We start from the raw sequence: 26,437 nt of genomic DNA on the forward strand, positions 1-26,437 counted from the left end.
CGCGTCTGGAACCCTTCATATAAGCCGCCTGTGGCACGATTGCAGCCGACGGCTGTCGCATAAGTGCCTGCCTGCGGATTTTGCCCCTGTGTCTCCCGTCTGCAATTGCGCCGGATGCCCGACATCTTAAATATTCCTTTTCGTCGAGCTTGCGTGAAGCTTGCGTGGAGTGCCTGGCGATGAACCGCCTGCCTGTCTTGATCTGCCTGATGATACTGGCCGGCCTGAGCCAGCCGGTGCTGGCGGCCGATGTCGCCGATCCTGCCGCCGACCTGGTCGATGCCGGGCCGCAGCTCTATACCTGGGTCGGTCCCTATGGCGGTGCTTTCGTGGGGTATAGCCGCGCCGATTTCGACAATCCCGGCGGCGGCACGTTCCGCGCGGACGGCTTCATCGGCGGCATCTATGCCGGCTACAACCTGCAGAGCGAACGGCTGGTCTATGGTCTGGAAGCCGATGTCGGCGCCAGCGATGTCGACGGCAGCGGAACGGCCTTCTCGACCGGCGTTCCCCTCGATGAAAGCTCAACGGCGTTCGGCTCGCTGCGCGCGCGCGTCGGCATCGCCTACGACCCGATCCTGATGTTCGCGACGGCAGGGCTTGCGGTCGCCAGCAACGAGCTTTCCTTGAATGGCTCCAGCGACAGCGCAACGCATCTCGGCTGGACGGTGGGGGCAGGCGTCGAGGCGGCCTTGCGCGACAATGTCACATCGCGGATCGAGTATCGCTACACCGACTTCCAGAGCCGCGATTACGACATCGGCAATGTCACCATCTCGTCCGGCTATGACGAGCATTCGATCCGCGCGGGCCTGGCCCTGAAGTTCTAGCCCCGTTAGCGGGGCAGGACGTCTTCCAGCGTGAGCGCGTCGTCTGCATCGAACGTGGCATCCACCTCCAGCGCCGCGGCAAGCAAGGCATGGTACCGCCGCCGCGAGATTTCGACTGCGCCGAGGCTGGCCAGATGCGCCGTCAGAAACTGCGTATCCAGCAGTACGAAACCGTCCTTGCGAAGCCGTGCGCACAGATAGGCGAGCGCGATCTTGGATGCGTCGGTGCGGCGCGAAAACATGCTTTCGCCGAAGAATGCACCGCCAAGGCTTACCCCGTAGAGGCCACCGACAAGGTCGTCGCCGTCGAAGGCTTCGACGCTGTGCGCATGCCCCATGCGGAACAGTTGCAGGTACAGATCGCGGATCGTCCGGTTGATCCAGGTTTCGGTGCGGCCGGGCTGCGGTTCCGCGCAACTGTCCACGACGGCCGGAAAGGCCGTGTCGAAGCGGATATCGAAGCGCTGGCTGCGGATGGTGCGTGCCAGCCGGCGTGCGATATGCAGGCCATCGAGCGGCAGGATGCCCCGCTCGGACGGGTCGATCCAATGGATCGACCGGTCCGTCGCGGATTCGGCCATGGGAAATATGCCGCTGGCATAAGCCCGGAGGAGAAGCTCAGGCGTGATCGAAACCATGTCGCTTGGGCTCCGGGATGGGGCGGGTCAAGCCGCTTTCGCGCCACCCGCCAGGTATTCTTCAAGCCAGTGGATATCGTAGTTCCCGGCCTGGATGTCAGGGTTGTCCACAAGCCGCTGGAACAGCGGCAGCGTGGTCTTTACGCCGTCCACGATGATCTCGTCCAGCGCACGGCGCAGACGCATCAGGCATTCCTGCCGGTTACGGCCATGCACGATCAGCTTGCCGATGAGACTGTCGTAGAAGGGTGGGATCGTATAGCCCTGATAAACGCCCGAATCGATCCGGGTGCCGATGCCGCCGGGCGCATGATAGTAGCTGATCTGGCCCGGCGAGGGGGCGAAGGTGACCGGGTCTTCCGCATTGATCCGGCACTCGATCGCGTGGCCCGAAAACGTCACCTGATCCTGTGTCAGGGACAATCCCTGGCCGGCGGCGACGCGGAGCTGCTCGTGGACGAGGTCCAGCCCGGTGATCGCCTCGGTGACCGGATGCTCCACCTGCAGGCGGGTGTTCATCTCGATGAAATAGAACTCATCGTTCTCGTACAGGAACTCGATCGTGCCGGCGCCGCGGTACTTCATCTTGCGCATGGCGCTGGCGCAGATCTCGCCGATCTCCTTGCGCTGCGAATCGGTGAGGGCAGGCGACTGGGCCTCTTCCCAGACCTTCTGGTGCCGGCGCTGAAGCGAACAGTCGCGCTCGCCCAGATGGATCGCATTGCCTTCGCCATCGCCGAAGACCTGGATTTCGATATGCCGCGGCTTGCCGAGATACTTCTCGATGTAGACGGCGTCGTCGCCGAAAGCCGCGCCGGCTTCCGAGCGGGCGGTTGCCAGCGCCATGGACAGGTCTTCCGCCGTGCGGGCAACCTTCATGCCGCGGCCACCGCCGCCGGCCGAAGCCTTGACCAGGACGGGGAAGCCGATATCGGCCGCGATCCGCATGGCTTCGCCATCGTCCGTCACCGCGCCGGGAGAGCCGGGGACAACGGGAATGCCGAGAGCCTGTGCCGTACGCTTGGCCTCGATCTTGTCGCCCATGGTGCGGATGTCGCTGGCGCGCGGACCGATGAAGGTGATGTTGTGCGCTTCCAGAATATCGGCGAACCGTGCGTTCTCCGACAGGAAGCCATAGCCCGGATGCACCGCATCCGCGCCCGAGATTTCGCAGGCCGCCAGGATCTGCGGGATGTTGAGATAGCTGTCGCGTGCCGGCGGCGGGCCGATGCAGACGCTCTCGTCGGCAAGGCGCACATGCATCGCGCCGTTGTCGGCGGTGGAATGGACGGCCACGGTCGGGATGCCGAGTTCCTTGCAGGCGCGCAGCACCCGCAAGGCGATCTCACCGCGATTGGCGATTAGAACCTTGTTGAACATGGACACCTCAGGCCACGACGACGAGGGCTTCGCCATACTCGACCGGCTGGCCGTTCTCGACGCAGATGCGCTTGACGACGCCGGCGCGCGGCGACGGGATCTGGTTCATCGTCTTCATCGCCTCGATGATCAGCAGCGTATCGCCTTCCTTGACCTGCTGGCCAACCTCGACGAAGGCCTTGGCGCCGGGCGCAGAGGCCATATAGACCGTGCCGACCATGGGCGAGGGCACCGTGCCGACTTCCGGCCCGGACGCGGCGGGCGCAGGCGCGGCGGCCGGCGCTGCAGCCTGGGGAGCCGGGGCCATCTGCTGCGGCGCATATTGTTGCGGTATGCCGGTCATGTAGCCGCCTGCCGCGACATATTCCTTCTGGCGCGAAACGCGGATGCGAAGCTCGCCCTGCTCGACCTCGATCTCGGTCAGGTCGGTATCGTTCAGGATATCGGCCAATTCGCGGATGAGGGAGCGGTCCACGGCGTTGTCTTCTTTCGACATTTCTTATCCTTGAGAAGCCCATGCAATTGTGATGTGGGCCGTATAAAGCGTTTCAGGGCGTTATGGGAAGAGCGATTGCGTCAGGAGCAGGTTGCGCTGCCGCAGGCGCGCACATTGGCGATCTTGCCGGCCAGCGCATCGGCGCCCACCGCGCCGGGCACCATTTCGTCGCCGATGACGTAGGAGGGCGTGCCGCTGATCTGCAGCGAGACGGCCATCCGGGCCGCCGCATCCAGCTCTTCCTCGATGGCGGAGTTGGCCATCGCCGCGCGGATATCGGCCTCGCCCGCGCCGAGGGCCACCGCCACTTCGATGGCGCGGTCTTCGTCGGCGGTACTGCGGGACATCAGGAGTTGCGACTGGAACTCGCCGTACTTGTCCGGGTGCAGGTTGCGGAAGGCCAGGCTGACACGGCTTGCCGCCACGGATTCGGGCCCCAGTACGGGTATCTCGTGCAGCACCACGCGCAATTGAGGGTCGGCTTCCAGAAGAGCCTGCATGTCGGCATGGGCCCGCTTGCAGTAGCCGCAATTGTAGTCGAAGAATTCGACAAGCGTGACGTCGCCTTCAGGATTGCCCAGCGTTGCGCCTTCGCGCGTCGCAAACAGCGCGTCGCCCGCCGCGGCGATGGCCTGCTTCTGGGTGTCACGGGACTGCGCATTGCGCTTCTGCTCCAGCGCGCCCATCACCTCTACCAGCACTTCCGGATTGGCCATAAGGTATTCGCGCACCGTCTCGCCGATTTCCTGCTTCTGCGCAGCATCGAAGCCCTGCGCCACGGCGGGAAGCGGAACAACGGCAAGGCTGAGCGCGGCAGCGGCCAGGAGGGGATGCAACTTCAAAGCGTTCGTCCTTGTCAGGCGCCGTGGCGGCCGGGGCCGCCGGCGCGGTCAACGTGTCTGGATGATATCCTGTGCCTGCTGCCATTGCGGCGTGCCGGGCCGGAACTTCTGCTGTGCGCGTGCCGCGAAAACCTTGGATTCGCGGAAATTGCCCGCCTGCCAATAGCCTTCGGCCGTCGCCAGCTCCGCTGCCCCGACATCTCCAGTATGGCCGTAAGCCATGGCAAGGAAGCGATAGGCGTTGTAATTGTTCGGCTCCAGGTCGAGGCCGCGGCGGATCTCGGTGATCGCCTGCTTCATCTGGGACGGGTCCCCCGAGGTCACGAGCGCCTGCCCGATGGATGCCTGCAGAAGGCCGGAGCGGCCCGGCGCCAGTTCGGCCGCACGGCGGAACTGCGTTGCCGCTTCCTTGCCGCGCCCGGCTTCCATCAGGATTTCACCCTTCACCTCGTAAAACCATGGATTGCGCGGGCTCTGCTGGATCAGCCGGTCGATCTTGGCAAGCGCGCCCGACGGCACGCCCGACAACTGGGTTGCGATGACATCGCCGTACAGGGCGGGCTGGCTGTGCAGGTCGCGGCCGAAGGTCTGCCGCACCAGCGTCGCGCCGCCGTTGTAGGCGGCGATCTTGGCGCGCGCCAGATCGTGGCGCAATTGCAGCTCGGGAGAGTCCTTGCGGTCGAAATAGGGACTTTCGCGCGCCGCCGTCTGGAGAAATCCGATGCGATCCTGCGGCGCGGGATGGGAGCTGAGATAGCGGTCGGTGCCACGGCCCGACAGCATGTTGTTGCGCAGCAGGCCGTCGAAGCTGTCGAGAAGGCCCTTCGGCGACTGGCCCGTCTTGCGCAGATAGGTCAGGGCCGACCGGTCGGCGGTGATTTCTTCCGTCCGCTGGTACGACATCAGGCCACGCCGTGCGAGGCCCCCGCCGCCCATCATGATGCCGCTGCCGGCCCCGGCCGCGGCGGAAGAGCCGCCAGCCGCACCCGCAACGGCGACGCCCGCGCCCAGAAGCCCGGCCACGACGGCGATCACCTGCGCCCGTGCAAGCTGGTCGCGCAGGCGCTCCTGGTGGCCTCCGGCCAGATGGCCGATCTCGTGTGCGATGACGCCGATGGTCTCGTTGGGCGTTTCAGAATTCAGGATTGTGCCCGTATTGATGAAGATGCGCCGCCCGGCCACGAAAGCGTTGAACGACAGATCGTTGACGAGAACGATCTCCACCCGGTTCGATTGCAGCCCGGCGGCCCTCAACAGCGGTTCGGTATAATCGCGGATCAGCCCTTCGATCTGGGCATCGCGCACGACGGGCAGGCGGCCGCGCTGCTGCGCTTCCGCAACTGGCGGCAACACAACCGTTGCCACGGCGGCCGCAAACGCGACGATGGTGCGGGTAAGGCGGCCCAGGCCCGGTTTCATGATAAATCCTGCCTCCCGGAAACGATTCGCATTTGCGGTCAGGTTCACCCCTGAGGCCGGCAAATGCAAAGTGTCGGCCATGCCAATCCGGCGATTGTGAGGCTCTTTATGCATGCGAACCCCAATCCTGCCCCCTCTGCCCGCTCGGATGTGGCGCCCTTCCGGGCCATGGACGTGCTGGCCGAGGCAAACCGGCTGAAGGCAGGCGGAGCGCCGATCATCTCGCTGGCGGTCGGCCAACCCTCGGCGCCGGCCCCGGCCGTGGCATTGTCCGCCGCACGCGACATGCTGCACCATGGCGTCGCTTCCTATACGGATGCGATGGGGCATGCGTCGCTGCGCGCCCGCATCGCCTCACACTATCGTGACGCCTACGCAGTCCAGGTGCCGGGCGAGCGCGTCATGGTGACGACGGGTTCGTCCGCCGGCTTCAACCTTGCCTTTCTGGCAGCCTTCGATCCCGGCGCGCGCATCGCGATCGCCGCCCCGGGCTATCCCGCCTATCGCAACATCATGCGCGCTTTGGGCATCGAGCCTGTCGAGATCGAGACAGGCCCCCAGGACGGTTACGTGCTGACGGCCGAAAGGCTGGTGGCGGAGCACCGCAAAAGCCCGGTGCAGGGCGTCCTCGTCGCCAGTCCGGCCAACCCGACGGGCACGGTGACGCCGCGCGCCCAATTGAAGGAATTGATAGAGTTCGCCGACCGCGAAGGCATCACCTTCATCTCAGACGAGATCTACCACGGGTTGGTGTATGGCGAGGCCGCCAGTTCGGCTCTCGAGTTTACCGACCGCGCCATCGTCATAAACTCCTTCTCGAAATATTACTGCATGACGGGCTGGCGCATCGGCTGGCTCGTGCTGCCGGAAAGCCTGCGCCGCGCGGCGGAGCGGATCGGCCAGAGCCTCTACATTTCGGCGCCGGAAGTGTCCCAGGTGGCGGCCGAAGCGGCTTTCGATGCGCGCGACGAGCTGGAAGGGGTTCGACGCATCTACGAGATCAATCGCCGGCTGATGATCGAGCGGCTGCCGCATATGGGGTTTTCGGGCATCGCGCCGATCGACGGCGCCTTCTACGCCTATGCTGCCTTGCCGCAGGGCTGGACCAGCGCCACACAATTTGCGCGCGAGCTTTTGCAGAGCGCTCACGTGGCGGTGGCGCCCGGGCTCGACTTCGACCTGGCCAAGGGTGAGGGCACGGTGCGCCTGTCCTATGCGGGCAATACGGCCGCCATGGAAGAGGCGCTGAACCGGCTGCAGGCCTTTATCGAGCGGCGATAGGCCCGCTCCTGAAACCAAAACGCCGGCCACTTGCGTGACCGGCGTTCCGATATCGTACCGATATCTGTCAGGATCAGAAGAAGCTGCGACGCGCCCACCAGCCCGTCCGCTTCGGCTTTTCGGCCGCCTCGGTCGTCTCGCCATTATTGGTCACGACGGGCTTGGCCAGCTCGGCAGGGGCCGCAGGCTCGGCGTCTTCTTCTTCGGCGGTCTCGATGGCGTCCGCCGGAGCCGACGCGACATCCTGCGGCGACACGGCGCCGTTGACGTCTTCCACGGCGGCTTCCTGCGCCGCGGCGACAGTGTCTTCGTCGATGGCGTCAGGCGCCGCATCGTCGTCGGATGCCCGGGCAAACGGCTCGTCGGCATTCTCGGCCACGATCACGCCGCTCTCGACCTCGGCAGCCAAAGTGACCGTGTCCTCGATCCGCTCCTCCGACCGGTCGCCTGCCTCGGCACCGTCCGACTCGGCACCATCCGCCGTGGAGCCTTCCGCTGCGGAATCGTCCGCTGCGGCGTCCCGGCCACGACGACCGCCCCGGCGGCCACGGCGGCGGCGCTTGCGGTCGCCACCATTATCATCTTCGGATGGCGCCTCGGCGCTTGCGTCGGACGCAACCTCGTCTTCATCGCCTTCGTCGGCGGCATCGTCTTCGCCGGAATCGTCGGCGCGGGCATTGCCCTCGGCCTGGTCGCCTTCACCGCGCCGACGCCGGCGACGGCGCTTGCGGCGGCGCGGCTCTTCGCTGGTGTCACGGGCCTCGGTCGGCTCCGGAGCATCCGGAGTATCAGGGGTTTCCTCGTCGACGATATCTTCGTCCACGGGCTCGACGGTCTGCGGCTGCACGACCTCGACACCGATCTTGCGCGGCACTTCAGCGCCGTTCTCGATGGCGACGTGGGCGTGACCGTGCCCTTCCTCGGCCTGGATGCTGATATGCAGGCCGTGGTTGCGCTCGAGTTCGTCCAGCGTGTTGCGCTTTTCGTTCAGGATGTAGAGCGCGGTGGCGGTGGGTACCTTCACGATCACGTTGTGCGTGCCGTGCTTGAGGATATGCTCCTCGATGCTGCGCAGGACATGCAGCGCCATCGACGAAGCCGAGCGGATGAAGCCGTTGCCGCCGCATGTGGGGCAGACCTGCATCGTGGATTCAAGCACGCTGGCGCGGATGCGTTGGCGGCTCATTTCCATCAGGCCGAAATGCGAGATGGTGCCGATCTGGATGCGGGCCCTGTCGTCCTTCAGGCAATCCTTGAGACGCTTTTCGACGGCGCGGTTGTTGCGCTTCTCTTCCATGTCGATGAAATCGATCACGATGAGGCCGGCGAGATCGCGCAGGCGCAACTGGCGGGCCACTTCCTCGGCCGCCTCGAGGTTGGTCTGCAGGGCAGTATCCTCGACCGAATGCTCGCGCGTCGAGCGCCCGGAATTGACGTCGATGGCAACCAGCGCCTCAGTCTGGTTGATGATGATGTAACCGCCGGACCGCAGGGTCACGTTGGGCTGCAGCATCTTGTCGAGCTGCGCTTCGATGCCTTGCCGCGCGAAGATGGGTGTGGGGTCCTGGTAGCGCTGCACCACCTTTGCCTGGCTGGGCATCAGCATGCGCATGAAGTCCTTCGCCTCGCGGTAGCCGGTGTCGCCGGCAACGAGGATCTGGTCGATATCCTTGTTATAGAGATCGCGGATCGAGCGCTTGATGAGGTTGCCTTCCTCGTACACCAGAGCCGGTGCGGTCGAGGCGAGGGTGAGCGTGCGGACATTCTCCCACAGGCGCATCAGATATTCGTAGTCGCGCTTGACCTCGGCCTTGGTGCGGTTGGCCCCCGCCGTGCGCAGGATGATGCCCATGCCGCGCGGCACCTCCAGGTCGCGGACGACCTCCTTGAGGCGCTTGCGATCCGTCACATTGGTGATCTTGCGGGAAATGCCGCCGCCACGCGCCGTGTTCGGCATCAGGACGGAGTAGCGCCCGGCCAGCGACAGGTAGGTGGTCAGCGCGGCGCCCTTGTTGCCGCGCTCTTCCTTGACGACCTGTACCAGCAGGATCTGGCGGCGCTTGATGACTTCCTGGATCTTGTACTGCTTGCGCTGCGTGCGGTGGCGCTCCGGGACTTCCTCCATCGCGTCTTCCGACCCGATCTGCTCGGGCACGGGGCGCTCGTCCTGGCTTTCGGCCTCGACGGGGGCCTCCTCGGTTTCGCGCTCGGCCGAATCGGCTGCCGCAGGCTCCGCTTCCTCGGGGGACGCAGCGGCTTCGACGGTTTCTACGGCTTCCGCAGCTTCGGCGCTCTCGGCTTCCGGCTCGGCCTTCTTGCGGGTCGTGCGGCGGCGGCGCGCCGGCGCCTTCTTGGCAGGCTCGGCCTCTTCGGCGGCGGCCGCCTCCGGCGTGTCGGAAGCGACGGGCTCGGAGACGCTGTCCTCGCCCTCGACGTCGGCTGCCTGCGCGGCCTTGCGGCTGCGGCGAGGGCGCTTTGCGCCCGACTTCGGCTCGGGCCGGGGCTCGTCCGCGTCGTCGTCTTCGGAGATGCGGGCCAGTTCCTCTTCGATCAGCGCCTGACGGTCGGCCACGGGGATCTGGTAGTAGTCGGGATGGATCTCGCTGAAGGCGAGGAAGCCGTGGCGGTTGCCGCCATACTCGACGAAAGCGGCCTGCAGCGACGGCTCAACGCGCGTCACCTTGGCAAGGTAGATGTTACCCTTAAGCTGCTTCTTGTGTTCGGATTCGAAGTCGAATTCCTCGATGCGGTTACCGCGAACGACGACGACGCGCGTCTCTTCCGGGTGGGACGCATCGATCAGCATTTTGTTGGCCATGGAAAGTGCTTTCCCGGGCGATGGCCACGCTGTCCGGTGCCGGCGGATAAGCCGGCAGGAAAGAGACAGGGCGGCGGCCCGTAACGGTCGCGGCTCGGGGGCGCAGACAGGCGGCGGACGACGGCGACCGCTGTGGCGATCCCTTTTTATCCGTCAAATGTCCGAGTTCTGCTGCCTGCACGCGTTGGCGACCTGAATTTTTTCAGCAACTGGTCGCCTGGCGGCGACCGACGAATGTCGGCGCATCGGCGGTCATGTCCGCTTGTCCGCGCCGTATGGATGCTCCACCCCGCAAGCCGGGTGGAATGGATTTGTTGCGAGACCCGCGGTCGTTGTGGCGGCTCCTTAGCCTGCATACGCGACGAAGCTGTTCTGGGGCTTCGGTCGGTTCGCGGCACGGCCTGCACGCCTGTCCTAAAGTCTCAACTTTTGCTTTTACGGCGCGCTTGCGCCAGAAACAAGAGAGCAGCCCATGAAAGTGCCAAGCCGCCACGATGACGAAATTCTGGTCATGCCTGTTCCTCGTCCTAGCGTGTCTGATGTGGTTGCCCGCCTCTGCCAATGCAACGTCGGTGGTGACGGGCATGACCTGGTCGGGCACCGCCGACCAGGCGATGCTGTCCATCGAGATGACGGAAAACCCGGGCAACGCGCTGACGATTCTCGATGCGCCCCGCCGGATCGTCCTCGATCTCGAAGACACCGTCCTGGCCGCGCCGATGCCGCCCGTGCCGGGCGGGCTGGCGGTCGTTGCCGCAAGGGATGGGCTTGCGGGCGACGGGCGCTATCGCATCGTGCTGGAGCTCTCGGAGCCTGTCCTGCCACGGCTCGACGTGGCGGGCGGCGCCGCCGGCGTCGTGTTGCGGTTGAGGCTGAGCGGCGCCAGCGAAGACGCTTTCCGCGCGGCGCTGGCGTCGACGTCGGTTCCGGTCCACGGCAGGGATGCCGCCGCCCGGCCGGCGCCCGGGCAAAAGAACTTCACGCTTGTCATTGATCCGGGCCATGGCGGCATCGACAATGGCGCGACGGGCATTGACGGGGTGCACGAGAAGGATATCAACCTGGCCTTCGCCCGCCGGCTGCGCGACGCGCTGGCGGGGCGGGACGACATCGCCGTTGTGCTGACGCGCGATGACGACCGGTTCGTGCCGCTGGCGGAACGGTCGGACATCGCCCGCAGGGCCTCGGCCGATCTGTTCATCTCGATCCACGCCGATTCGATCGGCTACCCCTCGGTGCGGGGCGCAACCGTCTACACGCTGTCGGAGCGGGCCTCCGATACGTTGGCGCGGGACGTGGCCCGCTCGGAAAACGCCGCCGATCGCTTTGCCGGTCCGGAATGGCAGCAGGATACGCCCGAGATCCACGATATCTTGATGGATCTGATGCGTCGCGAGAACGAAGTCCTGTCGGTGGGCTTTGCCGATGCCCTCATCGCCGGCCTCAAGGAAGGGCAGGTCCGCACCATCAACAACCCGAGGCGTTCGGCGGGTTTCCGGGTGCTGCGCGCCCCCGACGTGCCGTCCGTCCTGTTCGAGCTCGGCTATCTGTCGAACGCCAACGATGCCGAAGATGTGCAATCGCCACAATGGCAGGCGCGCGTGGCCGATATCCTTGCCGGGGCGGTGTTGCACTTCGCCGGCCGCGATTGAATGTGGCCTTCGCGTCACAACCGCAGGTTGGTATGATGCAAATAAACCGGTGCAGTCGAAAGAGGGCATCGCAACATCGCCCCGCCTCATTTATAAATCATCCACTTAAGACGCTGCGCGTGGCATGCCGACCGGGTTCCGGGCGGCCGGCGGGGCGGAAAAAAGCCGGAAAGCGTTCGATCGCCCGGCCAGATTTGTTTTCGGGGCTGGGCGCATGATCAGGCTGTTGGGCTATTTCTTCGGCATCGGAGCCGTCTTCGCGCTCATCGCCGCAGGGGCGGTCGCCATCTATATCGGCCGGATCGGCTCGGACCTGCCGGATTATCAGGTGCTGGCCCAGTACGAGCCGCCGGTCACCACCCGCATCCATGCCGACGACGGCAGCCTGATGGCCGAGTATGCCCGGCAGCGCCGGCTGTTCCTGCCTATCCAGGCCATCCCCACGCGCTTGAAGGATGCGTTCCTGTCGGCCGAGGACAAGAGCTTCTACGAGCATCCCGGCATCGACATCGAGGGCGTTGCGCGCGCGGCCCTGATCGTCATGCGGGGCGGCCCCATGCAGGGCGGCTCCACGATCACGCAGCAGGTGGCCAAGAACTTCCTGCTCACCAACGAGCGGTCGATGGAGCGCAAGGTCAAGGAAGCGATCCTGGCGCTGCGCATCGAACAGGCATTCTCCAAGGACAAGATCCTGGAGCTGTATCTCAACGAAATCTATCTCGGCATGGGCGCATACGGCGTCGCCGCCGCTTCGCTCGCCTATTTCGACAAGAGCGTGACCGAGCTGGAAATCCAGGAAGCGGCCTATCTGGCGGCGCTGCCCAAGGCGCCCGAGAACTACAACCCCTTCCGCAACCCCGACGATGCGCTGGGCCGGCGCAACTGGGTCATCTCGCGCATGCTCGAGAACGGCGAGATCACCAAGGCCGAAGCGGACGAGGCGTCCGCCAAGCCGCTCGGAATCAATCCGCGCCCGACGGGCACCTATCTGGCCTCGGCGGAATACTTCACCGAGGAAGTGCGCCGGCAGATCATCACCGGCTACGGCGTCGACGCACTGTACGAGGGCGGGCTTTCGGTCCGCACGACGCTGGACCCGCAGATGCAGCTCTTTGCGCGGCAGGCGCTGCAGCATGCGCTGGTGGCCTACGACCAGCGCAAGGGCTGGCGCGGTCCGGTGGAGCAGATATCGCTGACATCGGACTGGGCGGTTGCGCTCGGCGCGGTCCAGGCTTTTTCCGACGTGCCCGAATGGCGCTTGTCGGTGGTGCTGGCCACCAGCCCCGATGGTGTCACCGTCGGGCTGCAGCCCAGGCGCACCGTATCCGGCCGGCTCGGCGACGAAAGGGAGGTCGTGGACCTGTCCGCCGGCGACATGCGCTGGGCGCTTGGACGGCGCGCGGTTTCGGACGTCTTCACCACGGGCGATGTGGTCTATGTCGAGGCCAAGGCCGATGGCTCCGGCTATGTGCTCCGCCAGCCTCCCAAGGTCGAGGGCGCCCTGGTGGCGATGGACCCGCATACCGGCCGCGTGAAGGCGCTGGTGGGTGGCTTCTCCTATGCCGAATCGGAATTCAACCGGGCCACGCAGGCCTTGCGGCAGCCGGGCTCGTCCTTCAAGCCCATCGTCTACGCCGCGGCGCTCGACAATGGGTATACGCCCGCCTCGGTTGTGCTGGATGCGCCGATCTCCATTCCGGACGGCAACGGCAACATCTGGGAGCCGAAAAATTACGGCGGCAATTATGCGGGCCCGTCCACCCTGCGTCTTGGCATCGAGCGCAGCCGCAATCTGATGACCGTGCGCCTGGCGCAGGACATGGGCATGGACCTCGTGGCCGAGTATGCGCAGCGCTTCGGCGTCTACGACAAGATGGGCCAGTACCTGCCCATGGCTCTCGGATCGGGTGAAACCACCGTGATGCGCATGGTGTCCGCCTATGCGGTCATGGCCAATGGCGGCCGCTCTATCGAGCCATCCCTGATCGACCGCATCCAGGACCGGTATGGCCGCAATGTCTACCGCCACGACAACCGCCGCTGCGACAATTGCAACGACCGTGCCTGGGACAACCAGCCGGAGCCCGAGCTTGTCGACACGCGCGAGCAGGTGCTGGACCCGATGACGGCCTACCAGATCACGTCGATGATGGAAGGCGTCGTGCAGCACGGCACGGCAACCTCGGTGTCGGCCATCGGCCGTCCGGTGGCCGGCAAGACGGGCACCACCAACGATGTCAAGGATGCCTGGTTCGTCGGCTATACGCCCGACCTCGTGACCGGCGTCTACATCGGCTACGACAATCCGAGCTCGCTCGGTGACAACGCGACGGGCGGCAGCCTTGCCGCGCCGGTCTTCACCGAGTTCATGACCGAAGCGGTCAAGGATATGCCGGTGGCCGATTTCCGCATTCCGGACGGCATGACGCAGGTTTCCGTCGACCGGCGTACGGGCATGGCGGCGGCAGCCGGGGGCGCCGGCACGGTTCTGGAGGCGTTCAAGCCGGGCACCGGGCCGTCGGACGTCTACAGCGTCATCGGCGAAGGCGCTGTCGGCTCGGTCGCGCCGGGCGTATCGCAGCGCGCCCAGGAAGCCATCGTGACCGGGCAGGGCGGCCTGTTCTGACAGCGCTCGGCCTGCCGGGTTTACAGCATGGCGCGGCATGCCTATGGTCCGCCGCGTTTTCCCACCCATGAAACGAATAACGAGGGTTGAGGCGTGAGAGCCGAGATCGAGACGATCGTCGACGAAATCAAGCAGGCCATAAGCCTGCTGAGGAGGCATCTTTGACTGGGACAAGTCAGTCAAGGAACTCGAGAAGCTGAACGCCAGGGCGGAAGATCCGTCGATCTGGGACAATCCCCAGGAGGCGCAGCGCCTGATGAAGGAGCGGCAGCGCCTGGATGACGCCATCGGCGGCATCCGCAAGCTTGAGCAGGCGTTGGCCGACAACATCGAGCTGATCGCCATGGGCGAGGAGGAAGAAGACCCCTCCATCGTCGATGAGGCCGAGACCGCGATTCGCGGCATGCAGCGCGACGTTGCCCAGCGGCAGATCGAAACGCTGCTGTCCGGCGAGGCAGACAGCAACGACACCTATCTGGAAGTGCATTCCGGCGCCGGCGGAACGGAAAGCCAGGATTGGGCCTCGATGCTTTTGCGCATGTATATGCGCTGGGGCGAGCGGTCCGGCATGAAGGTCGAGGTGCTGGAAGAGAATGCCGGCGAAGAAGCGGGCATCAAGGGCGCGACCATCATTCTGAAGGGCCATAACGCCTATGGCCGCATGAAGGTGGAATCGGGCGTGCACAGGCTTGTCCGCATTTCTCCCTATGACAGCCAGGCGCGGCGGCACACATCCTTCGCTTCTGTCTGGGTGTACCCCGTGGTCGACGACTCGATCGAGATCGACGTCACGGAAGCCGATGTCCGCATCGACACCTATCGCGCCTCTGGCGCGGGCGGCCAGCACGTCAACACGACGGACTCCGCGGTGCGCATCACGCACCTGGCCACCGGCATCGTGGTGCAGTGCCAGAGCGAACGCTCGCAGCACAAGAACCGCGCCACGGCGTGGAACATGCTGCGCGCCCGTCTGTACGAGGACGAACTGAAGAAGCGGGAAGAAAAGGCCAATGCGGCTGCCGCTTCCAAGACCGAGATCGGCTGGGGGCACCAGATCCGCTCCTACGTTCTGCAGCCCTACCAGCTCGTCAAGGACCTGCGCACCGGGGTAGAGCATACGACCCCGCAGGAGGTGCTGGACGGCGATCTCGACGAGTTCATCGAGGCGGCCCTGGCCCATCGGGTCTTTGGCGGCGACGCCAAGGTGGAAGACGTCGAATAAGGCCGACCGCTCTGGTGGATCGACCGGTGTGCGGCCCGGAAAAGGGGCCGCATTTTTTATGTCATTGCCCCAGCGTGCGCGCGGCTTCCAGCACCTCGGCCGCATGGCCCTTCACCGATACTTTGGGCCAGGCCTGAACCAGCTTCGCATCGGCATCGAACAAATAGCTGGCGCGCTGCACGCCCATGCTGCGGCGCCCGTAATTGAGTTTTTCGACCCATAGTCCAAGCGCGCCGATCAGGCTGCGGTCTTCGTCCGACAGAAGGCGCACCGACAGTTTGTGCTTGTCGCGAAACCGGCAATGCTTCTGCACCGTATCCGGTGATACGCCGAGCACGGCAACGCCCGCCGCCTCGAACTCTGGAAGCAGGGCGGTGAAATCCAGTGCCTCGGTCGTGCAACCCGGCGTATCGTCCTTCGGATAGACATACAGGACGAAGGGCCGCCCCTTCAGCGTGTCGAGCGTAACGATGGCGCCATCTTCGTCCGGCAGCGAAAACTGGGGGCAGGGCGTGCCTGCGTCAATGTTGAACATCGGGAGAGCCTTCCTTTCGGCTTAAAGGCGTGAAAAACGGATTGACCTTGGAGCATGCCGGTTATGTTCTGAAAAGGGCGAAGAAAACCGCGCCGACGCCACTGACAGGGTAGGAATGAACTCGACCGCCGACGCCATGTTCCGCCATCTCGACGCTGCCGGCGTGAAGCGGCGCCGCTGCGCATGCGGATGAGGCCGATGCGCCGCATTGCCGGCGCGATCGCAAGCCTTTTCCTTCTGCTGGTCGTCGTGGTTGGCGGGCTTGTCATATTCCTGCTGGGGACGACGCCGGGCCAGGATCTGGTCCGATCCAGGGCGGAGACCGCGCTTGCCAACCTGATGGGCCCCCGCTTCGTTACCAGGCTCGGCGAGCAGACATACCAGCTACGCGGAGACGGGTCGCTTGCCGTCACGTGGAGCGACGTCAGCATGGCGCCGAAGGACGATCCGTCGTCCCGAAGCGAGATCGACCATTTCGGGGTGGCTGTCCGGCTGGTGCCGCTGATCTCCGGCGGGGGGCTGGAGTTCGGCCGCTTCGAGGTTTCGGGCGCCCGGATCGATCTGAATTCGCTGATCCTTCCGCCGACGGAAGGCGGGCGTGATGCGCCGCCGCCCAAGGAGGCCGCGCCGGCCGCCGATAGCGTCGAGGCCGATCCGCCGCGGACGCTGCTGGCCCGCACGGCCGGCGGCATCCTGCAGAATGTCGAGCGCCACCTCGGTGTTCTGCGCTCCTTCCATTTCGATACGGTGGCCTTCAACGATATCTCCATCACCGGAATTCCGAGGCTGGATGGCTCCGGCGACGAGCTGCATGTCGACTTCGCGGAACTGCGCCGCAGCGATGTGGGCGCCCTGCAACTGGTAACCCGGTTCGACCTCGACGGCCTGCCTGTCTCGATGGCCGGCGATGCCGAGTTTTCGGAAGAGACGGGCCTGCTCAGCCGCCTGAACCTTGGTTCGGGCCGCATAGCGGTGGCGGATGCGTTTCCACCGGCGCCCGAGGAAGACACCTTCGACGAGCGGCCCTTCGGCGCCGATTTCCCGCTGGAGCTGTCGATCGCGATGAGCCGCGCTTCGGCGGGCGCGCCCTTGCAGGCCGATGCCACGGTCAAGCTGGGGAAGGGCACGCTGCAACTCGGCCTCAATCGTACCGAGGTGGAGTCGGCCGAGCTCAATTTGCGGTATCGCAGCGATGCCGAGGAGATCGAGCTGCTGGCAAGCCCGATGGCATTTCGCGACGTTTCGTTTATCGCACTCGGCACGATCGAGGCAGCGCCGGCCGGGCAGGGCCTGTCGCTGGACCGGCTTGCCTTTCGGCTGCGCACGCAGGACCTGACGTCGAGCGTCGGATCGGGCGGCGAACGTCATGGCGAGCTTGCCGTCAGCGGCATCTTCGATCCGGGTGCAAAGCACCTGGAACTCAGCGAGGGGCGGCTGGAGACGGACGAAGGGGTGCTGACCGCCTCGGCCGAGTTCGGCTATGGCGCGCCGGATGCGGTGACGCGCCTCGACGTATCGTCCGACCGCATGGGCGTTGCCTCCGTCAAGGCGTTCTGGCCCTTCAACATTGCCGGCAGGGCGCGCCTGTGGGTCATCTCGCATATGGGCGACGCGGCGCTCGCCTCCAACGCGCGCATCCGCATTAACACGCGGCTGGACCGGCTGGGCAGCGCCTTCGGCAAGCTCGGTGAGGCGCGGCCCGACGAATTCACCATCGACCTCGATATCGACAATGCCGACTTGTCCACCGTCGGCGATCTGCCGGGGCTGTACAACGCCAATGGGCGGCTGGAAACACGCGGCAGCACCACGCGGGTGATGGTGGCCGATGCGATGGTGGACGGACTGCCTGCCATCACGCTTTCGGATTCCACTGTCGAGCTGTCCAAGCCGCGTACGGGCTATCGCCGCGATCTTCTGGTGGGCCTGTCCATCAAGGCTGCGGGCAGTGTGCCGCAGCTTCTGGATATCGCGGCGCGGCGGCCATTGAATGCGCTGCGTGCGCTGGATATCAAGCCGCAGCAGGCAAGCGGAACCGGTTCCGTGGTCGCCGATGCCAGGTTGCGCGTCGGGCGTTATATCGAGCCGGCGAACCAGCTCTTGAATTGGGACGTCGAAGCCAGGATCGACGGCGCAAGCCCGGGGTCGCCCATAGAAGGGCGCAACTTCGAAGGCATGACCGGCAGTTTCTCGATCAAGCCGGGCCTGGTTACCGGCCGCTTCGACGCCCGGATGGACCAGATCCCCAGTACCGTCGATCTTGTCATCCCCTTCGGTGAAGAGCGGACCGGCAGCCGCCGCATTGCCGTGGCGTTGCAGATGAACGATGAGCGCGTATCGCAGGCCGTGCCGGCGCTGGCGGGTATCATCAATGGCGATTTCACCCTGAACGCGGAGCTGTCGAACAGGCCGACACGGCTGAGCGCGGACCTGACCAACAGCGCGTTGCAGATCCCCACCGTTGCATGGAGCAAGGGCAAGGGCGTTGCCGCCAGTTTGAAGCTGTCCATGTCCGATGCCGGCGACGCGAAGCGCCTCGACGATATCCGCCTGGAAGGAGAAGGCTTTTCGGCTGTCGGCTCGGCGGTGACGGACAAGGCCGGGTTGCGCTCTGCCGACCTGTCGCAACTGGCGCTGAATGCCGGCGACTCGGCGCGCCTCAAGGCGCGTCGCACGGATGCCGGCTACGCCATCGACGTTACAGGCGAGAAGTTCGACGCCCGCGCGATCCTGCAGGATTTGAAGTCGACGGCGGGCCAGGACAGGACGGGCAAGCGCGCACGCGGATCGCTCGATATCGTCGCCAATGTCGACAGATTGGGCGGCTTCAACGGCGTGGCACTGCAAAACTTTGCAATGAACTACGCCAGCCGCAACGGACGTCTGACAGGCCTGTCCATTTCGGCCATTGCCGGTGACGGGCAGATCGCCGGCGACCTTTCCAAGCGCAACGGCCAGGACGCCATCAGCCTCAGCAGCGCCAATGTCGGCGCGCTTCTGGCGTTTTCGGGGCTTTATGCGCAGATGAAAAGCGGTGGCGCGTTGCTGGAACTGTCGGGGACGATGGACAGCGGCTATGCCGGCCGGCTGCAACTGCGCGACTTTACCATCGTGGACGAGCCGCGGCTGGAGCGCATCGTCGGCTCTACGCCCGTGCAGGGCCAATCGAGCCTGTCGCAGGCATTGGGGCAAGATCTGCGGACTAGCCAGGCCTATTTCGACCAGGCGTCGGCGCAACTGTCCTATGCCAACGGCGCGTTGCGTGTAGCCAACGGCATCGTGCGGGGGCCGGTGTTCGGCTCCAGCTTCGAAGGGCAGCTTTATGACCGGCAGAGCAGGATCGACATAACCGGCTCGTTCATGCCGGCCTACGGCATCAACCGCGTCTTCGGCGCCTTGCCGCTGGTGGGCCAGATCCTGGGCAACGGCAACGAGGGCGGGCTGATCGGAATAACCTACCGGCTGTCCGGGCCGTTCGGCGCTCCCACCCTGACGGTCAACCCGATCTCGCTGATCGCGCCCGGCATCTTCCGCCAGATCTTCTCCTACGAGTGATCCGGCCGCACCAGAACGTGCTTCTTGCGGCCGACGGACAGCTTGATGACGCCGCCGGAAAGGTCGCCATCGCCGATGCGGACCTTGTCATCGGCAACGGGCTGGTCGTTGACGCGCACGGCCCCGCCCTGGATGTGGCGGCGCGCCTCTCCGTTGGAGGCCGCAAGCCCGGCCCGCACCAGGGCCGTCAGGATGCCCACGCCTTCGGACAGCTCGTTGCCGGATACGGAGATGGTGGGCAGGTTTTCCGCAAGCGCACCTTCCTCGAAGGTGGCGCGTGCCGTTTCCTGCGCCTCCTCGGCCAGCGCACGGCCATGGCACAGGGCGGTGATCTCCGTCGCCAGGACCTTCTTGGCTTCGTTGATCTCCGATCCGCCCAGCGCCGCAAGCCGCGCGATCTCGTCCATCGGCAGTTCGGTGAACAGCTTCAGGAAGCGCTCGACGTCACCATCCTCGGTGTTGCGCCAATATTGCCAGAACTCGTACGGGCTCTTCATATCGGCGTTCAGCCAGACGGCGCCACCGGCCGTCTTGCCCATCTTGGCGCCGGAAGACGTCGTCAAGAGCGGTGAGGTGAGTGCGAAGACTTCGCCATCGGCGGTGCGACGCGTCAGCTCTATGCCGTTGACGATATTGCCCCACTGATCCGAGCCGCCCATCTGCACGCGGCATCCGAAGCGACGGTACAGCTCGACGAAGTCGTAGGCCTGCAGGATCATGTAGTTGAATTCGAGGAAGGAGAGGGACTGGTCCCTGTCCAGCCGCTGCTTGACGCTCTCGAACGACAGCATGCGGTTGACCGAGAAATGGCGTCCATAGTCGCGCAGGAAGTCGATGTACTGGAGTTCGTCCAGCCATTCCGCATTGTTGACCATGCGGGCCGGGCCATCGAAATCGAGATATTTGGCGAAGACGCCCTTGATGCCTTCGAGGTTGCGGGCGATGCCCGCCTCGTCCAGCAGCGGGCGCTGGTCGTCGCGGAAGCTCGGGTCGCCGATGCGGGTGGTGCCGCCGCCCATCAGGGCGATCGGACGGCCACCCGTCTTCTGCAACCAGCGCAGCATCATGATCTGCAGCAGATGGCCGACATGCAGCGAAGCCGCCGTTGCATCGTAGCCGATATAACCGGTCAGCCCGCCCGCAAGCGCTACCTTGTCGAGCCCTTCCATGTCGGAGCCCTGATAGATGAAGCCGCGTTCCGAAAGCGTGTTCAGGAAGTCGGACTTGAAACCGGTCATAATGAGATCATTCCAGAGTGTGGGATAAGGATGCTTGGGGCCGGGCCAGGGCTATTTGAGGCGCTTTGGCCGCGTGTCGGCAAACTCGCCGGCAAGACGCCTGTCGAGATAGTCGGAGCACTCGGCCATCAGCTCGTCGGCATGCTCGCTGAAGAAGTGGTTGGCGCCCGGCATCGTCTTCTGGGTGATGACGATGCCCTTCTGCGCCTTCAGCTTGTCGACAAGGCCCTGCACATCCTTGCCGGGGGCTACGCGGTCCTTGTCGCCATGGATGATGAGCCCGGACGACGGGCAGGGCGCCAGGAAGGAGAAGTCGTAGCTGTTGGGCTGCGGGGCAACGGAGATGAAACCCTCTATCTCCGGGCGGCGCATCAGCAACTGCATGCCGATCCAGGCGCCGAACGAGTAGCCGGCAACCCAGCAGTTCTTGGAATCGGGATGCAGCGTCTGCACCCAGTCCAGCGCGGCTGCGGCGTCGGAAAGCTCGCCCATGCCATGGTCGAACTCGCCCTGGCTGCGGCCGATGCCACGGAAGTTGAAGCGCAGCACGGTGAAGCCGCGTTGCTGAAACATGTAGAAGAGATTATAGACGATCTGGTTGTTCATCGTGCCGCCGAAACGCGGGTGCGGATGCAGCACGATGGCGATCGGGGCGTTCTTCTCCTTGGCGGCCTGGTAACGGCCTTCAAGGCGACCGGCGGGACCATTGAAGATGACTTCTGGCATAGTGTCTGGCAATCCTATCGAGCGGGCGTCGCGGGTTCGGCAGCGCCTTGACGGAGGAAACGCAGCCTCTTAGGGTCCAGCAAGTTAGAAAGATTCAAAACTGTCTGGCTCCACGGAATGCGCTATGTAGTCCTTCCGGGGCCGCAAATTCAAGAAATTTGCTCGATCACCGGCAGTTTGACTTCCAGAGGGCCGATTGACCATGCCTGCTTCGACAGGGCGCATCTATCTCGACCATAATGCGACGTCGGTGGTTTTGCCCGCGGCGCGGCAGGCCGTGCTGGATGCGATGGACATGCCCGGCAACCCGTCATCCATCCATACGGAGGGGCGCGCCGCCAGATCGGTGCTGGAGAAGGCGCGCGACGCCGTTGCCGCCCTGTGCGGCGTATCGTCCGACGGTGTCGTATTCACCAGCGGCGCAACGGAGGCGGCAACGACCGCATTGTCGCCGCTGTGGCTGATGGACGGCCGCGAATGGCGGGCCGAGGCGCTCTGTGTGCTCGACACGGACCACCCCTGCCTGCGCGGCGGCGGCCGCTTCGATGCCGGGGATGTGACCCGGCTTCCCGTCGACGCCGAAGGCATCGTGCGGCTGGATGCGCTGTCGCAATGGCTTGGCGCGCTGGCCGGCCGTCCGGCGATTCTGGCCGTGTCATGGGCCAATGGCGAAAGCGGCGTCATTCAGCCGCTTGCCGAAATCCGTGCGGCGCTGAGCGGCCACGACGTGCTTCTGGTCGCCGACGCGGTGCAACTGGCCGGGCGGCGTCCTTTGGCGCTGCATGAGGCGGGAATCGACGCGGCGGTCGTGTCGGCGCACAAGTTCGGCGGCCCCAAGGGCGTCGGGGCGCTTGTGCTTGCCGACGAGAATACCCGTCCCTATGCGCTGTTTACCGGCGGTGGGCAGGAGCGGGGGCGGCGCGGCGGCACCGAAAGCCTGCCGCTGATCGCGGGTTTCGGAGCGGCTGCGTTGAACGCGGGCCCCATGGCCGGCGGCGGATGGCCGCATGTGCGTGCCCTGCGTGACGCGCTCGAGTCTGCGCTGAGGGAGATGGCGCCGGGCATATCCATTATGGGGGCCGGGGCCGACCGCCTGCCCAATACGATCAGCTTCACCCATCCTGCGATGCGGGCGGAAACCGTCCAGATCGCTTTCGACTTGCAGGGAGTGGCCGTGTCCGCCGGCTCTGCCTGTTCGTCCGGCAAAGTCGGGGCCAGCCATGTGCTGAGGGCTATGGCCGAGGGCGGCTATCCGGCCGATCCGGCCCTCGGCGCTTTGCGCATCAGCCTTGGCCCGGATACGACGCGCGCGGATATCGACCAATTCATCAATGTAGCCAGGCGTGTCCTGGCGCGTCTTGGCGCGGCAGAGGACCGTTCCAACGCCGCGTGATCCCATGCTGTGCAGAAAAGAGGAATCTGGTATTCAACTTTTTTGCGACGATGACTATTTGAACGGTTATAAACTACCGCTATAGGCATGGCACGCCAAGACGCCGTCCACCGGGCCTTGACCCCGGCGAGAATGGAGAGACGAGAATGCCAGCAGTTCAGGAAACCATCGATCAGGTCCGCCAGATCGACGTGGACCAGTACAAATACGGCTTCGAGACGACGATCGAGATGGATCTCGCCCCCAAGGGCCTGAACGAAGATATCATCGCGTTCATCTCTGCGAAGAAAGACGAGCCCCAATGGATGCTCGACTGGCGCCTGAAGGCGTTCGAGCGTTGGAAGACGATGGAGAATCCTGGCTGGGCGCGCCTCGACTATCCGGAAATCGACTTCCAGGACATTCACTATTATGCGGCGCCGAAGTCGATGTCGGGCCCGGCCTCCCTGGATGAGGTCGACCCGGAGATTCTGCGCACATACGAAAAGCTCGGCATCCCGTTGAAAGAGCAGGAGATCCTGGCCGGCGTCCGCAGGACGGACGAGCCCTCCCGCCTCGACGAGGAGACCGGCGAGCCGATCGAAGGCGGCTATCGCAAGGTGGCCGTGGACGCGGTGTTCGATTCGGTATCCGTGGCGACTACCTTCCGCAAGGAACTGGAGAAGGCCGGCGTAATCTTCATGCCGATCTCCGAGGCCGTGCGCGAGCACCCGGAACTGGTCCAGAAGTATCTGGGCTCGGTCGTGCCCGTCGGCGACAACTTCTTTGCGGCGCTCAATTCGGCCGTCTTCACGGATGGCTCGTTCGTCTACGTGCCGCCGGGCGTCCGCTGCCCGATGGAGCTTTCCACCTATTTCCGCATCAACGAGCGCAATACCGGCCAGTTCGAGCGTACCCTCATCATTGCCGACAAGGGCTCCTACGTCTCCTATCTGGAGGGCTGCACCGCGCCGCAGCGCGACGAGAACCAGCTCCACGCCGCCGTGGTGGAACTGATCGCGCTGGACGATGCCGAGATCAAGTACTCGACGGTGCAGAACTGGTACCCGGGCGACAAGCAGGGCAAGGGCGGCATCTACAACTTCGTCACCAAGCGGGGCGATTGTCGCGGGGCCAACTCGCGCATTTCGTGGACGCAGGTCGAGACCGGTTCCGCCATCACCTGGAAGTATCCGTCCTGCATCCTGCGCGGCGACAATTCACGCGGGGAGTTCTACTCGATCGCCGTTTCGAACGGCTATCAGCAGATCGATTCGGGTACCAAGATGATCCATATCGGCAAGAACACCTCCAGCCGGATCATCTCCAAGGGCATCTCGGCCGGCAACTCGAACAACACCTATCGTGGACAGGTGTCGGCGCTGCGCAAGGCATCCAACGCCCGCAACTTCACGCAGTGCGACTCGCTGCTGATCGGCGAGGACTGTGGCGCGCACACGGTGCCCTACATCGAGGCGCGCAACTCGACAGCCCAGTTCGAGCATGAGGCGACCACCTCCAAGATCTCCGATGACCAGCTCTTCTACTGCATGCAGCGCGGCATCCCCGAGGAGGAGGCCGTGGCACTGATCGTCAATGGCTTCGTCAAGGACGTGATCCAGCAATTGCCGATGGAGTTTGCCGTCGAGGCACAGAAGCTCATCGGCATCAGCCTCGAAGGCAGCGTCGGCTAGACCGGCGCGCCTGCAACCCATCGCACCCCGCCGCAGCGCCTTAGCCGCGCGGCCCATAGACATCGAACGAAGAAGACGAACATGCTGGAAATCAAGAACCTTCACGCACGTGTTGCCGACACCGACACCGAGATCCTGCGTGGCCTCAACCTGACGGTGCAGGCCGGCGAAGTTGCCGCCATCATGGGGCCGAACGGCTCGGGCAAGTCGACCCTTTCCTACATTCTCGCCGGCCGCGACGACTACGAGGTGACGGAAGGCGACATCCTGTACAATGGCGAGTCCATCCTGGAGATGGATCCGGCCGAGCGCGCCGCTTCCGGCGTCTTCCTGGCATTCCAGTACCCGCTGGAAATCCCGGGCGTCGCCACCATGACCTTCCTGAAGACGGCATTGAACGCGCAGCGCAAGGCGCGCGACGAGAGCCAGCTTACGACGCCGGACTTCATGCGCCGCGTCAAGGAGGCCGCAAGTGCCCTGCGCATCGACGCCGACATGCTGAAGCGGCCGCTGAATGTCGGCTTCTCGGGCGGTGAAAAGAAGCGCGCTGAAATTTTGCAGATGGCCCTGCTGGAGCCCAAGCTCTGCGTTCTGGACGAGACGGATTCCGGCCTGGACATCGACGCGCTGAAGATCGTTTCCGATGGCGTCAACGCCTTGCGGCAGGCCGACCGCGCCTTCCTGGTGATCACCCACTATCAGCGCCTGCTCGAGCACATCGTGCCCGACAGCGTGCATGTGCTCTACAAGGGGCGCATCATCAAGTCGGGTGGCAAGGAACTGGCCTTGCACCTTGAAGAAGAAGGCTATTCCCAGATCATCGAAGAGGCTGCATGAGCATGTCGGCACCGATAGCGACGAAGAAGACACCCGCGGAACTGCGGCTGATCGAGCGCGCGGAAGCCGGCGGAGGCCAGCGCGAGGCCTTGGCGACGCTGCGCGAAGCGGGGCTGCCCAGCCGCCGCGTGGAGGCATGGCACTACACCGACCTGCGGGTTCTTCTGGACCGGGCCATGCAGGCCGGCGCACCGGCAGGCGAGGAAGCCGAGAGCATTCTTGCGCCTCTGCTGCCGCACAGTGTGGTCGTGGATGCCGGATCGGCCGAAGCGATCTCTCGCGATGGGCTGGCCGTATCGCCCTCGGCCCGTATCCCCGAGTGGAACCGCGCGCTTAACCATCTGGACCGCCCGCACGACACGATCCGCGTTCTCAACGCGGCGCTCGGTGCAACCGGGTCGCAGATCGACATTGCCGAAGGCGCCAACCTCGCCGACGCGGTCGAGCTTCGTGCGGCCCCCGGCGCCGCGGGTGCGCAGGCCTTTGCACGGGTGACGGTCGGCAAGGGTGCGCGCGCCACCTTCGTGGAGCGCGTATCGCCGTCCGGGCCGGGTTCGTTGTCCACCCTGGTTGCCGAGGTCGACCTGGGCGACGATGCCGATATTCTCTGGATCGTCGATCAGGAGAAGGGCAGCGGCGAAACGCATCTCGGGCAGTTGACGGTCAAGCTTGGCGCCAACTCGAAGCTGCGCCTGTTCGTTCTCAATGCAGGCGGCGCGCTGGTACGCCAGGAAGTGCATTGCGAGACGGTCGGCGAGGGTGCCGATATCCAGATCCGCGGCGTCAATCTGCTTGCCGAGGGGCAGCATGTGGATGTCACCACGACGCTGACCCACAGCGTTGCCCATACGACCGCGACGGAAATCTTCCGCAATGTGGTCATGGGCGGTCAGGGCGTTTTCCAGGGCATGATCAAGGTTGCCAAGGGCGCGCAGAAGACCGACGCGCGGCTGGCCTGCAACTCGCTGCTTCTGTCCGACGAGGGCGATTTCTTCGCCAAGCCCGAGCTGGAGATCTTCGCCGATGACGTCCAGTGCGGACATGGCGCGACGGCCGGCGAAATCGACGCCAACCACCTTTTCTACCTGATGTCGCGCGGCATCCCCCGCCGTGAGGCGCGGGCCCTGCTGGTCAAGGCTTTCGTCGACGAGGTGGTGGAAGAGATCGAGCACGAGGACGCCGTCGTGGCGCTGGAAGCGCGCATCGACCATTGGCTGGCCACGCATTGAGCCGGCGGTGCGGCGGCCTGGCCGCCGCGCCATCCATGCCTTGAAAC

The 26,437-nt window shown here is 64.9% G+C and carries 19 protein-coding genes; 10 read left to right on the plus strand and 9 right to left on the minus strand.

Features of this window, described 5'->3' with window-relative positions; all coding sequences use genetic code 11:
- Positions 1-179 precede the first annotated feature (179 nt).
- Positions 180-830, plus strand: coding sequence for an outer membrane protein (locus AUL31_RS04210; RefSeq protein WP_060601743.1), 651 nt, complete (start codon positions 180-182; stop codon positions 828-830).
- A 5-nt stretch (positions 831-835) separates the two neighbouring features.
- Here AUL31_RS04210 and aat read toward each other — a convergent pair whose 3' ends face one another.
- The 5 genes from aat to AUL31_RS04235 all read right to left on the minus strand — a co-directional run bounded on the left by aat (position 836) and on the right by AUL31_RS04235 (position 5,605).
- Entirely contained in the window at positions 836-1,468 is a 633-nt protein-coding gene (gene aat, locus AUL31_RS04215) for a leucyl/phenylalanyl-tRNA--protein transferase (RefSeq protein ID WP_060601745.1), read from the minus strand.
- A 27-nt stretch (positions 1,469-1,495) separates the two neighbouring features.
- Positions 1,496-2,848: an acetyl-CoA carboxylase biotin carboxylase subunit gene (gene accC, locus AUL31_RS04220; protein ID WP_060601748.1), complete on the minus strand. Its 1,353-nt coding sequence runs from the start codon at positions 2,846-2,848 to the stop codon at positions 1,496-1,498.
- A 7-nt stretch (positions 2,849-2,855) separates the two neighbouring features.
- Positions 2,856-3,344 carry an acetyl-CoA carboxylase biotin carboxyl carrier protein gene (accB, locus tag AUL31_RS04225; RefSeq protein ID WP_060601752.1) on the minus strand — a complete coding sequence of 163 codons (489 nt, stop codon included), beginning with the start codon at positions 3,342-3,344 and terminating at the stop codon, positions 2,856-2,858.
- Between the two features lie 80 nt (positions 3,345-3,424).
- Complete coding sequence (locus AUL31_RS04230) at positions 3,425-4,186, minus strand: DsbA family protein (protein ID WP_082646768.1); 762 nt, start codon at positions 4,184-4,186, stop codon at positions 3,425-3,427.
- Between the two features lie 48 nt (positions 4,187-4,234).
- The gene (locus AUL31_RS04235; RefSeq protein WP_060601758.1) at positions 4,235-5,605 is read right to left on the minus strand and encodes a M48 family metalloprotease; all 1,371 of its coding nucleotides are present in this window, start codon (positions 5,603-5,605) and stop codon (positions 4,235-4,237) included.
- A gap of 108 nt (positions 5,606-5,713) precedes the next feature.
- Between AUL31_RS04235 and AUL31_RS04240 the strand changes: the two genes are divergently transcribed.
- Positions 5,714-6,886, plus strand: coding sequence for a pyridoxal phosphate-dependent aminotransferase (locus AUL31_RS04240; RefSeq protein WP_060601871.1), 1,173 nt, complete (start codon positions 5,714-5,716; stop codon positions 6,884-6,886).
- Between the two features lie 73 nt (positions 6,887-6,959).
- Here the strand turns inward: AUL31_RS04240 and AUL31_RS04245 are convergent, their stop codons facing one another.
- Complete coding sequence (locus AUL31_RS04245; protein ID WP_060601761.1) at positions 6,960-9,704, minus strand: Rne/Rng family ribonuclease; 2,745 nt, start codon at positions 9,702-9,704, stop codon at positions 6,960-6,962.
- Between the two features lie 584 nt (positions 9,705-10,288).
- On the opposite strand from AUL31_RS04245, the gene AUL31_RS04250 reads away from it, so the two are divergent.
- The 3 genes from AUL31_RS04250 to prfB all read left to right on the plus strand — a co-directional run bounded on the left by AUL31_RS04250 (position 10,289) and on the right by prfB (position 15,204).
- On the plus strand, positions 10,289-11,356 hold the full coding sequence (locus AUL31_RS04250) for an N-acetylmuramoyl-L-alanine amidase (RefSeq protein WP_159439787.1): 1,068 nt from the start codon (positions 10,289-10,291) through the stop codon (positions 11,354-11,356).
- A gap of 214 nt (positions 11,357-11,570) precedes the next feature.
- Positions 11,571-13,982, plus strand: coding sequence for a penicillin-binding protein 1A (locus tag AUL31_RS04255; RefSeq protein ID WP_060601873.1), 2,412 nt, complete (start codon positions 11,571-11,573; stop codon positions 13,980-13,982).
- A gap of 93 nt (positions 13,983-14,075) precedes the next feature.
- Positions 14,076-15,204 (plus strand): peptide chain release factor 2 gene (prfB, locus tag AUL31_RS04260; protein ID WP_143190127.1). Its coding sequence is split into 2 segments (ribosomal slippage): positions 14,076-14,144 and positions 14,146-15,204, totalling 1,128 coding nucleotides; the frame shifts between segments, so codons are not numbered across the junction.
- Between the two features lie 61 nt (positions 15,205-15,265).
- Here prfB and AUL31_RS04265 read toward each other — a convergent pair.
- On the minus strand, positions 15,266-15,739 hold the full coding sequence (locus tag AUL31_RS04265) for a peroxiredoxin (protein WP_060601769.1): 474 nt from the start codon (positions 15,737-15,739) through the stop codon (positions 15,266-15,268).
- A gap of 198 nt (positions 15,740-15,937) precedes the next feature.
- Here AUL31_RS04265 and AUL31_RS04270 point away from each other — a divergent pair, with 198 nt between their 5' ends.
- Positions 15,938-19,294 carry an AsmA-like C-terminal region-containing protein gene (locus AUL31_RS04270; protein WP_060601772.1) on the plus strand — a complete coding sequence of 1,119 codons (3,357 nt, stop codon included), beginning with the start codon at positions 15,938-15,940 and terminating at the stop codon, positions 19,292-19,294.
- On the opposite strand, the gene tyrS is transcribed toward AUL31_RS04270, so the two are convergent.
- Positions 19,285-20,532 carry a tyrosine--tRNA ligase gene (gene tyrS, locus AUL31_RS04275; protein WP_060601775.1) on the minus strand — a complete coding sequence of 416 codons (1,248 nt, stop codon included), beginning with the start codon at positions 20,530-20,532 and terminating at the stop codon, positions 19,285-19,287. The genes AUL31_RS04270 and tyrS overlap by 10 nt on opposite strands.
- A 51-nt stretch (positions 20,533-20,583) precedes the next feature.
- Positions 20,584-21,258 carry an alpha/beta hydrolase gene (locus AUL31_RS04280; protein WP_060601776.1) on the minus strand — a complete coding sequence of 225 codons (675 nt, stop codon included), beginning with the start codon at positions 21,256-21,258 and terminating at the stop codon, positions 20,584-20,586.
- 202 nt (positions 21,259-21,460) lie between these two features.
- Here AUL31_RS04280 and AUL31_RS04285 point away from each other — a divergent pair, with 202 nt between their 5' ends.
- The 4 genes from AUL31_RS04285 (at position 21,461) to sufD (ending at position 26,390) form a co-directional block, all read left to right on the plus strand.
- Positions 21,461-22,651: a cysteine desulfurase family protein gene (locus AUL31_RS04285; RefSeq protein WP_060601780.1), complete on the plus strand. Its 1,191-nt coding sequence runs from the start codon at positions 21,461-21,463 to the stop codon at positions 22,649-22,651.
- A 146-nt stretch (positions 22,652-22,797) separates the two neighbouring features.
- The gene (sufB, locus tag AUL31_RS04290) at positions 22,798-24,324 is read left to right on the plus strand and encodes a Fe-S cluster assembly protein SufB (RefSeq protein ID WP_060601784.1); all 1,527 of its coding nucleotides are present in this window, start codon (positions 22,798-22,800) and stop codon (positions 24,322-24,324) included.
- Positions 24,325-24,405: 81 nt separating this feature from the next.
- On the plus strand, positions 24,406-25,161 hold the full coding sequence (gene sufC, locus AUL31_RS04295; protein ID WP_060601788.1) for a Fe-S cluster assembly ATPase SufC: 756 nt from the start codon (positions 24,406-24,408) through the stop codon (positions 25,159-25,161).
- A 2-nt stretch (positions 25,162-25,163) separates the two neighbouring features.
- Complete coding sequence (gene sufD, locus AUL31_RS04300; protein ID WP_060601874.1) at positions 25,164-26,390, plus strand: Fe-S cluster assembly protein SufD; 1,227 nt, start codon at positions 25,164-25,166, stop codon at positions 26,388-26,390.
- Positions 26,391-26,437: the final 47 nt, after the last annotated feature.

Source organism: Aureimonas altamirensis, assembly GCF_001463885.1.
GTDB lineage: Bacteria > Pseudomonadota > Alphaproteobacteria > Rhizobiales > Rhizobiaceae > Aureimonas > Aureimonas altamirensis.

Coding starts and splice junctions, on each gene's coding strand:
- AUL31_RS04210 (WP_060601743.1), top strand. CDS start 180: ATGAACCGCCTGCCTGTCTTGATCTGCCTGATGATACTGGCCGGCCTG.
- aat (WP_060601745.1), bottom strand. CDS start 1,468: ATGGTTTCGATCACGCCTGAGCTTCTCCTCCGGGCTTATGCCAGCGGC.
- accC (WP_060601748.1), bottom strand. CDS start 2,848: ATGTTCAACAAGGTTCTAATCGCCAATCGCGGTGAGATCGCCTTGCGG.
- accB (WP_060601752.1), bottom strand. CDS start 3,344: ATGTCGAAAGAAGACAACGCCGTGGACCGCTCCCTCATCCGCGAATTG.
- AUL31_RS04235 (WP_060601758.1), bottom strand. CDS start 5,605: ATGAAACCGGGCCTGGGCCGCCTTACCCGCACCATCGTCGCGTTTGCG.
- AUL31_RS04240 (WP_060601871.1), top strand. CDS start 5,714: ATGCATGCGAACCCCAATCCTGCCCCCTCTGCCCGCTCGGATGTGGCG.
- AUL31_RS04245 (WP_060601761.1), bottom strand. CDS start 9,704: ATGGCCAACAAAATGCTGATCGATGCGTCCCACCCGGAAGAGACGCGC.
- AUL31_RS04250 (WP_159439787.1), top strand. CDS start 10,289: ATGACCTGGTCGGGCACCGCCGACCAGGCGATGCTGTCCATCGAGATG.
- AUL31_RS04255 (WP_060601873.1), top strand. CDS start 11,571: ATGATCAGGCTGTTGGGCTATTTCTTCGGCATCGGAGCCGTCTTCGCG.
- AUL31_RS04265 (WP_060601769.1), bottom strand. CDS start 15,739: ATGTTCAACATTGACGCAGGCACGCCCTGCCCCCAGTTTTCGCTGCCG.
- AUL31_RS04270 (WP_060601772.1), top strand. CDS start 15,938: ATGCGCCGCATTGCCGGCGCGATCGCAAGCCTTTTCCTTCTGCTGGTC.
- tyrS (WP_060601775.1), bottom strand. CDS start 20,532: ATGACCGGTTTCAAGTCCGACTTCCTGAACACGCTTTCGGAACGCGGC.
- AUL31_RS04280 (WP_060601776.1), bottom strand. CDS start 21,258: ATGCCAGAAGTCATCTTCAATGGTCCCGCCGGTCGCCTTGAAGGCCGT.
- AUL31_RS04285 (WP_060601780.1), top strand. CDS start 21,461: ATGCCTGCTTCGACAGGGCGCATCTATCTCGACCATAATGCGACGTCG.
- sufB (WP_060601784.1), top strand. CDS start 22,798: ATGCCAGCAGTTCAGGAAACCATCGATCAGGTCCGCCAGATCGACGTG.
- sufC (WP_060601788.1), top strand. CDS start 24,406: ATGCTGGAAATCAAGAACCTTCACGCACGTGTTGCCGACACCGACACC.
- sufD (WP_060601874.1), top strand. CDS start 25,164: ATGTCGGCACCGATAGCGACGAAGAAGACACCCGCGGAACTGCGGCTG.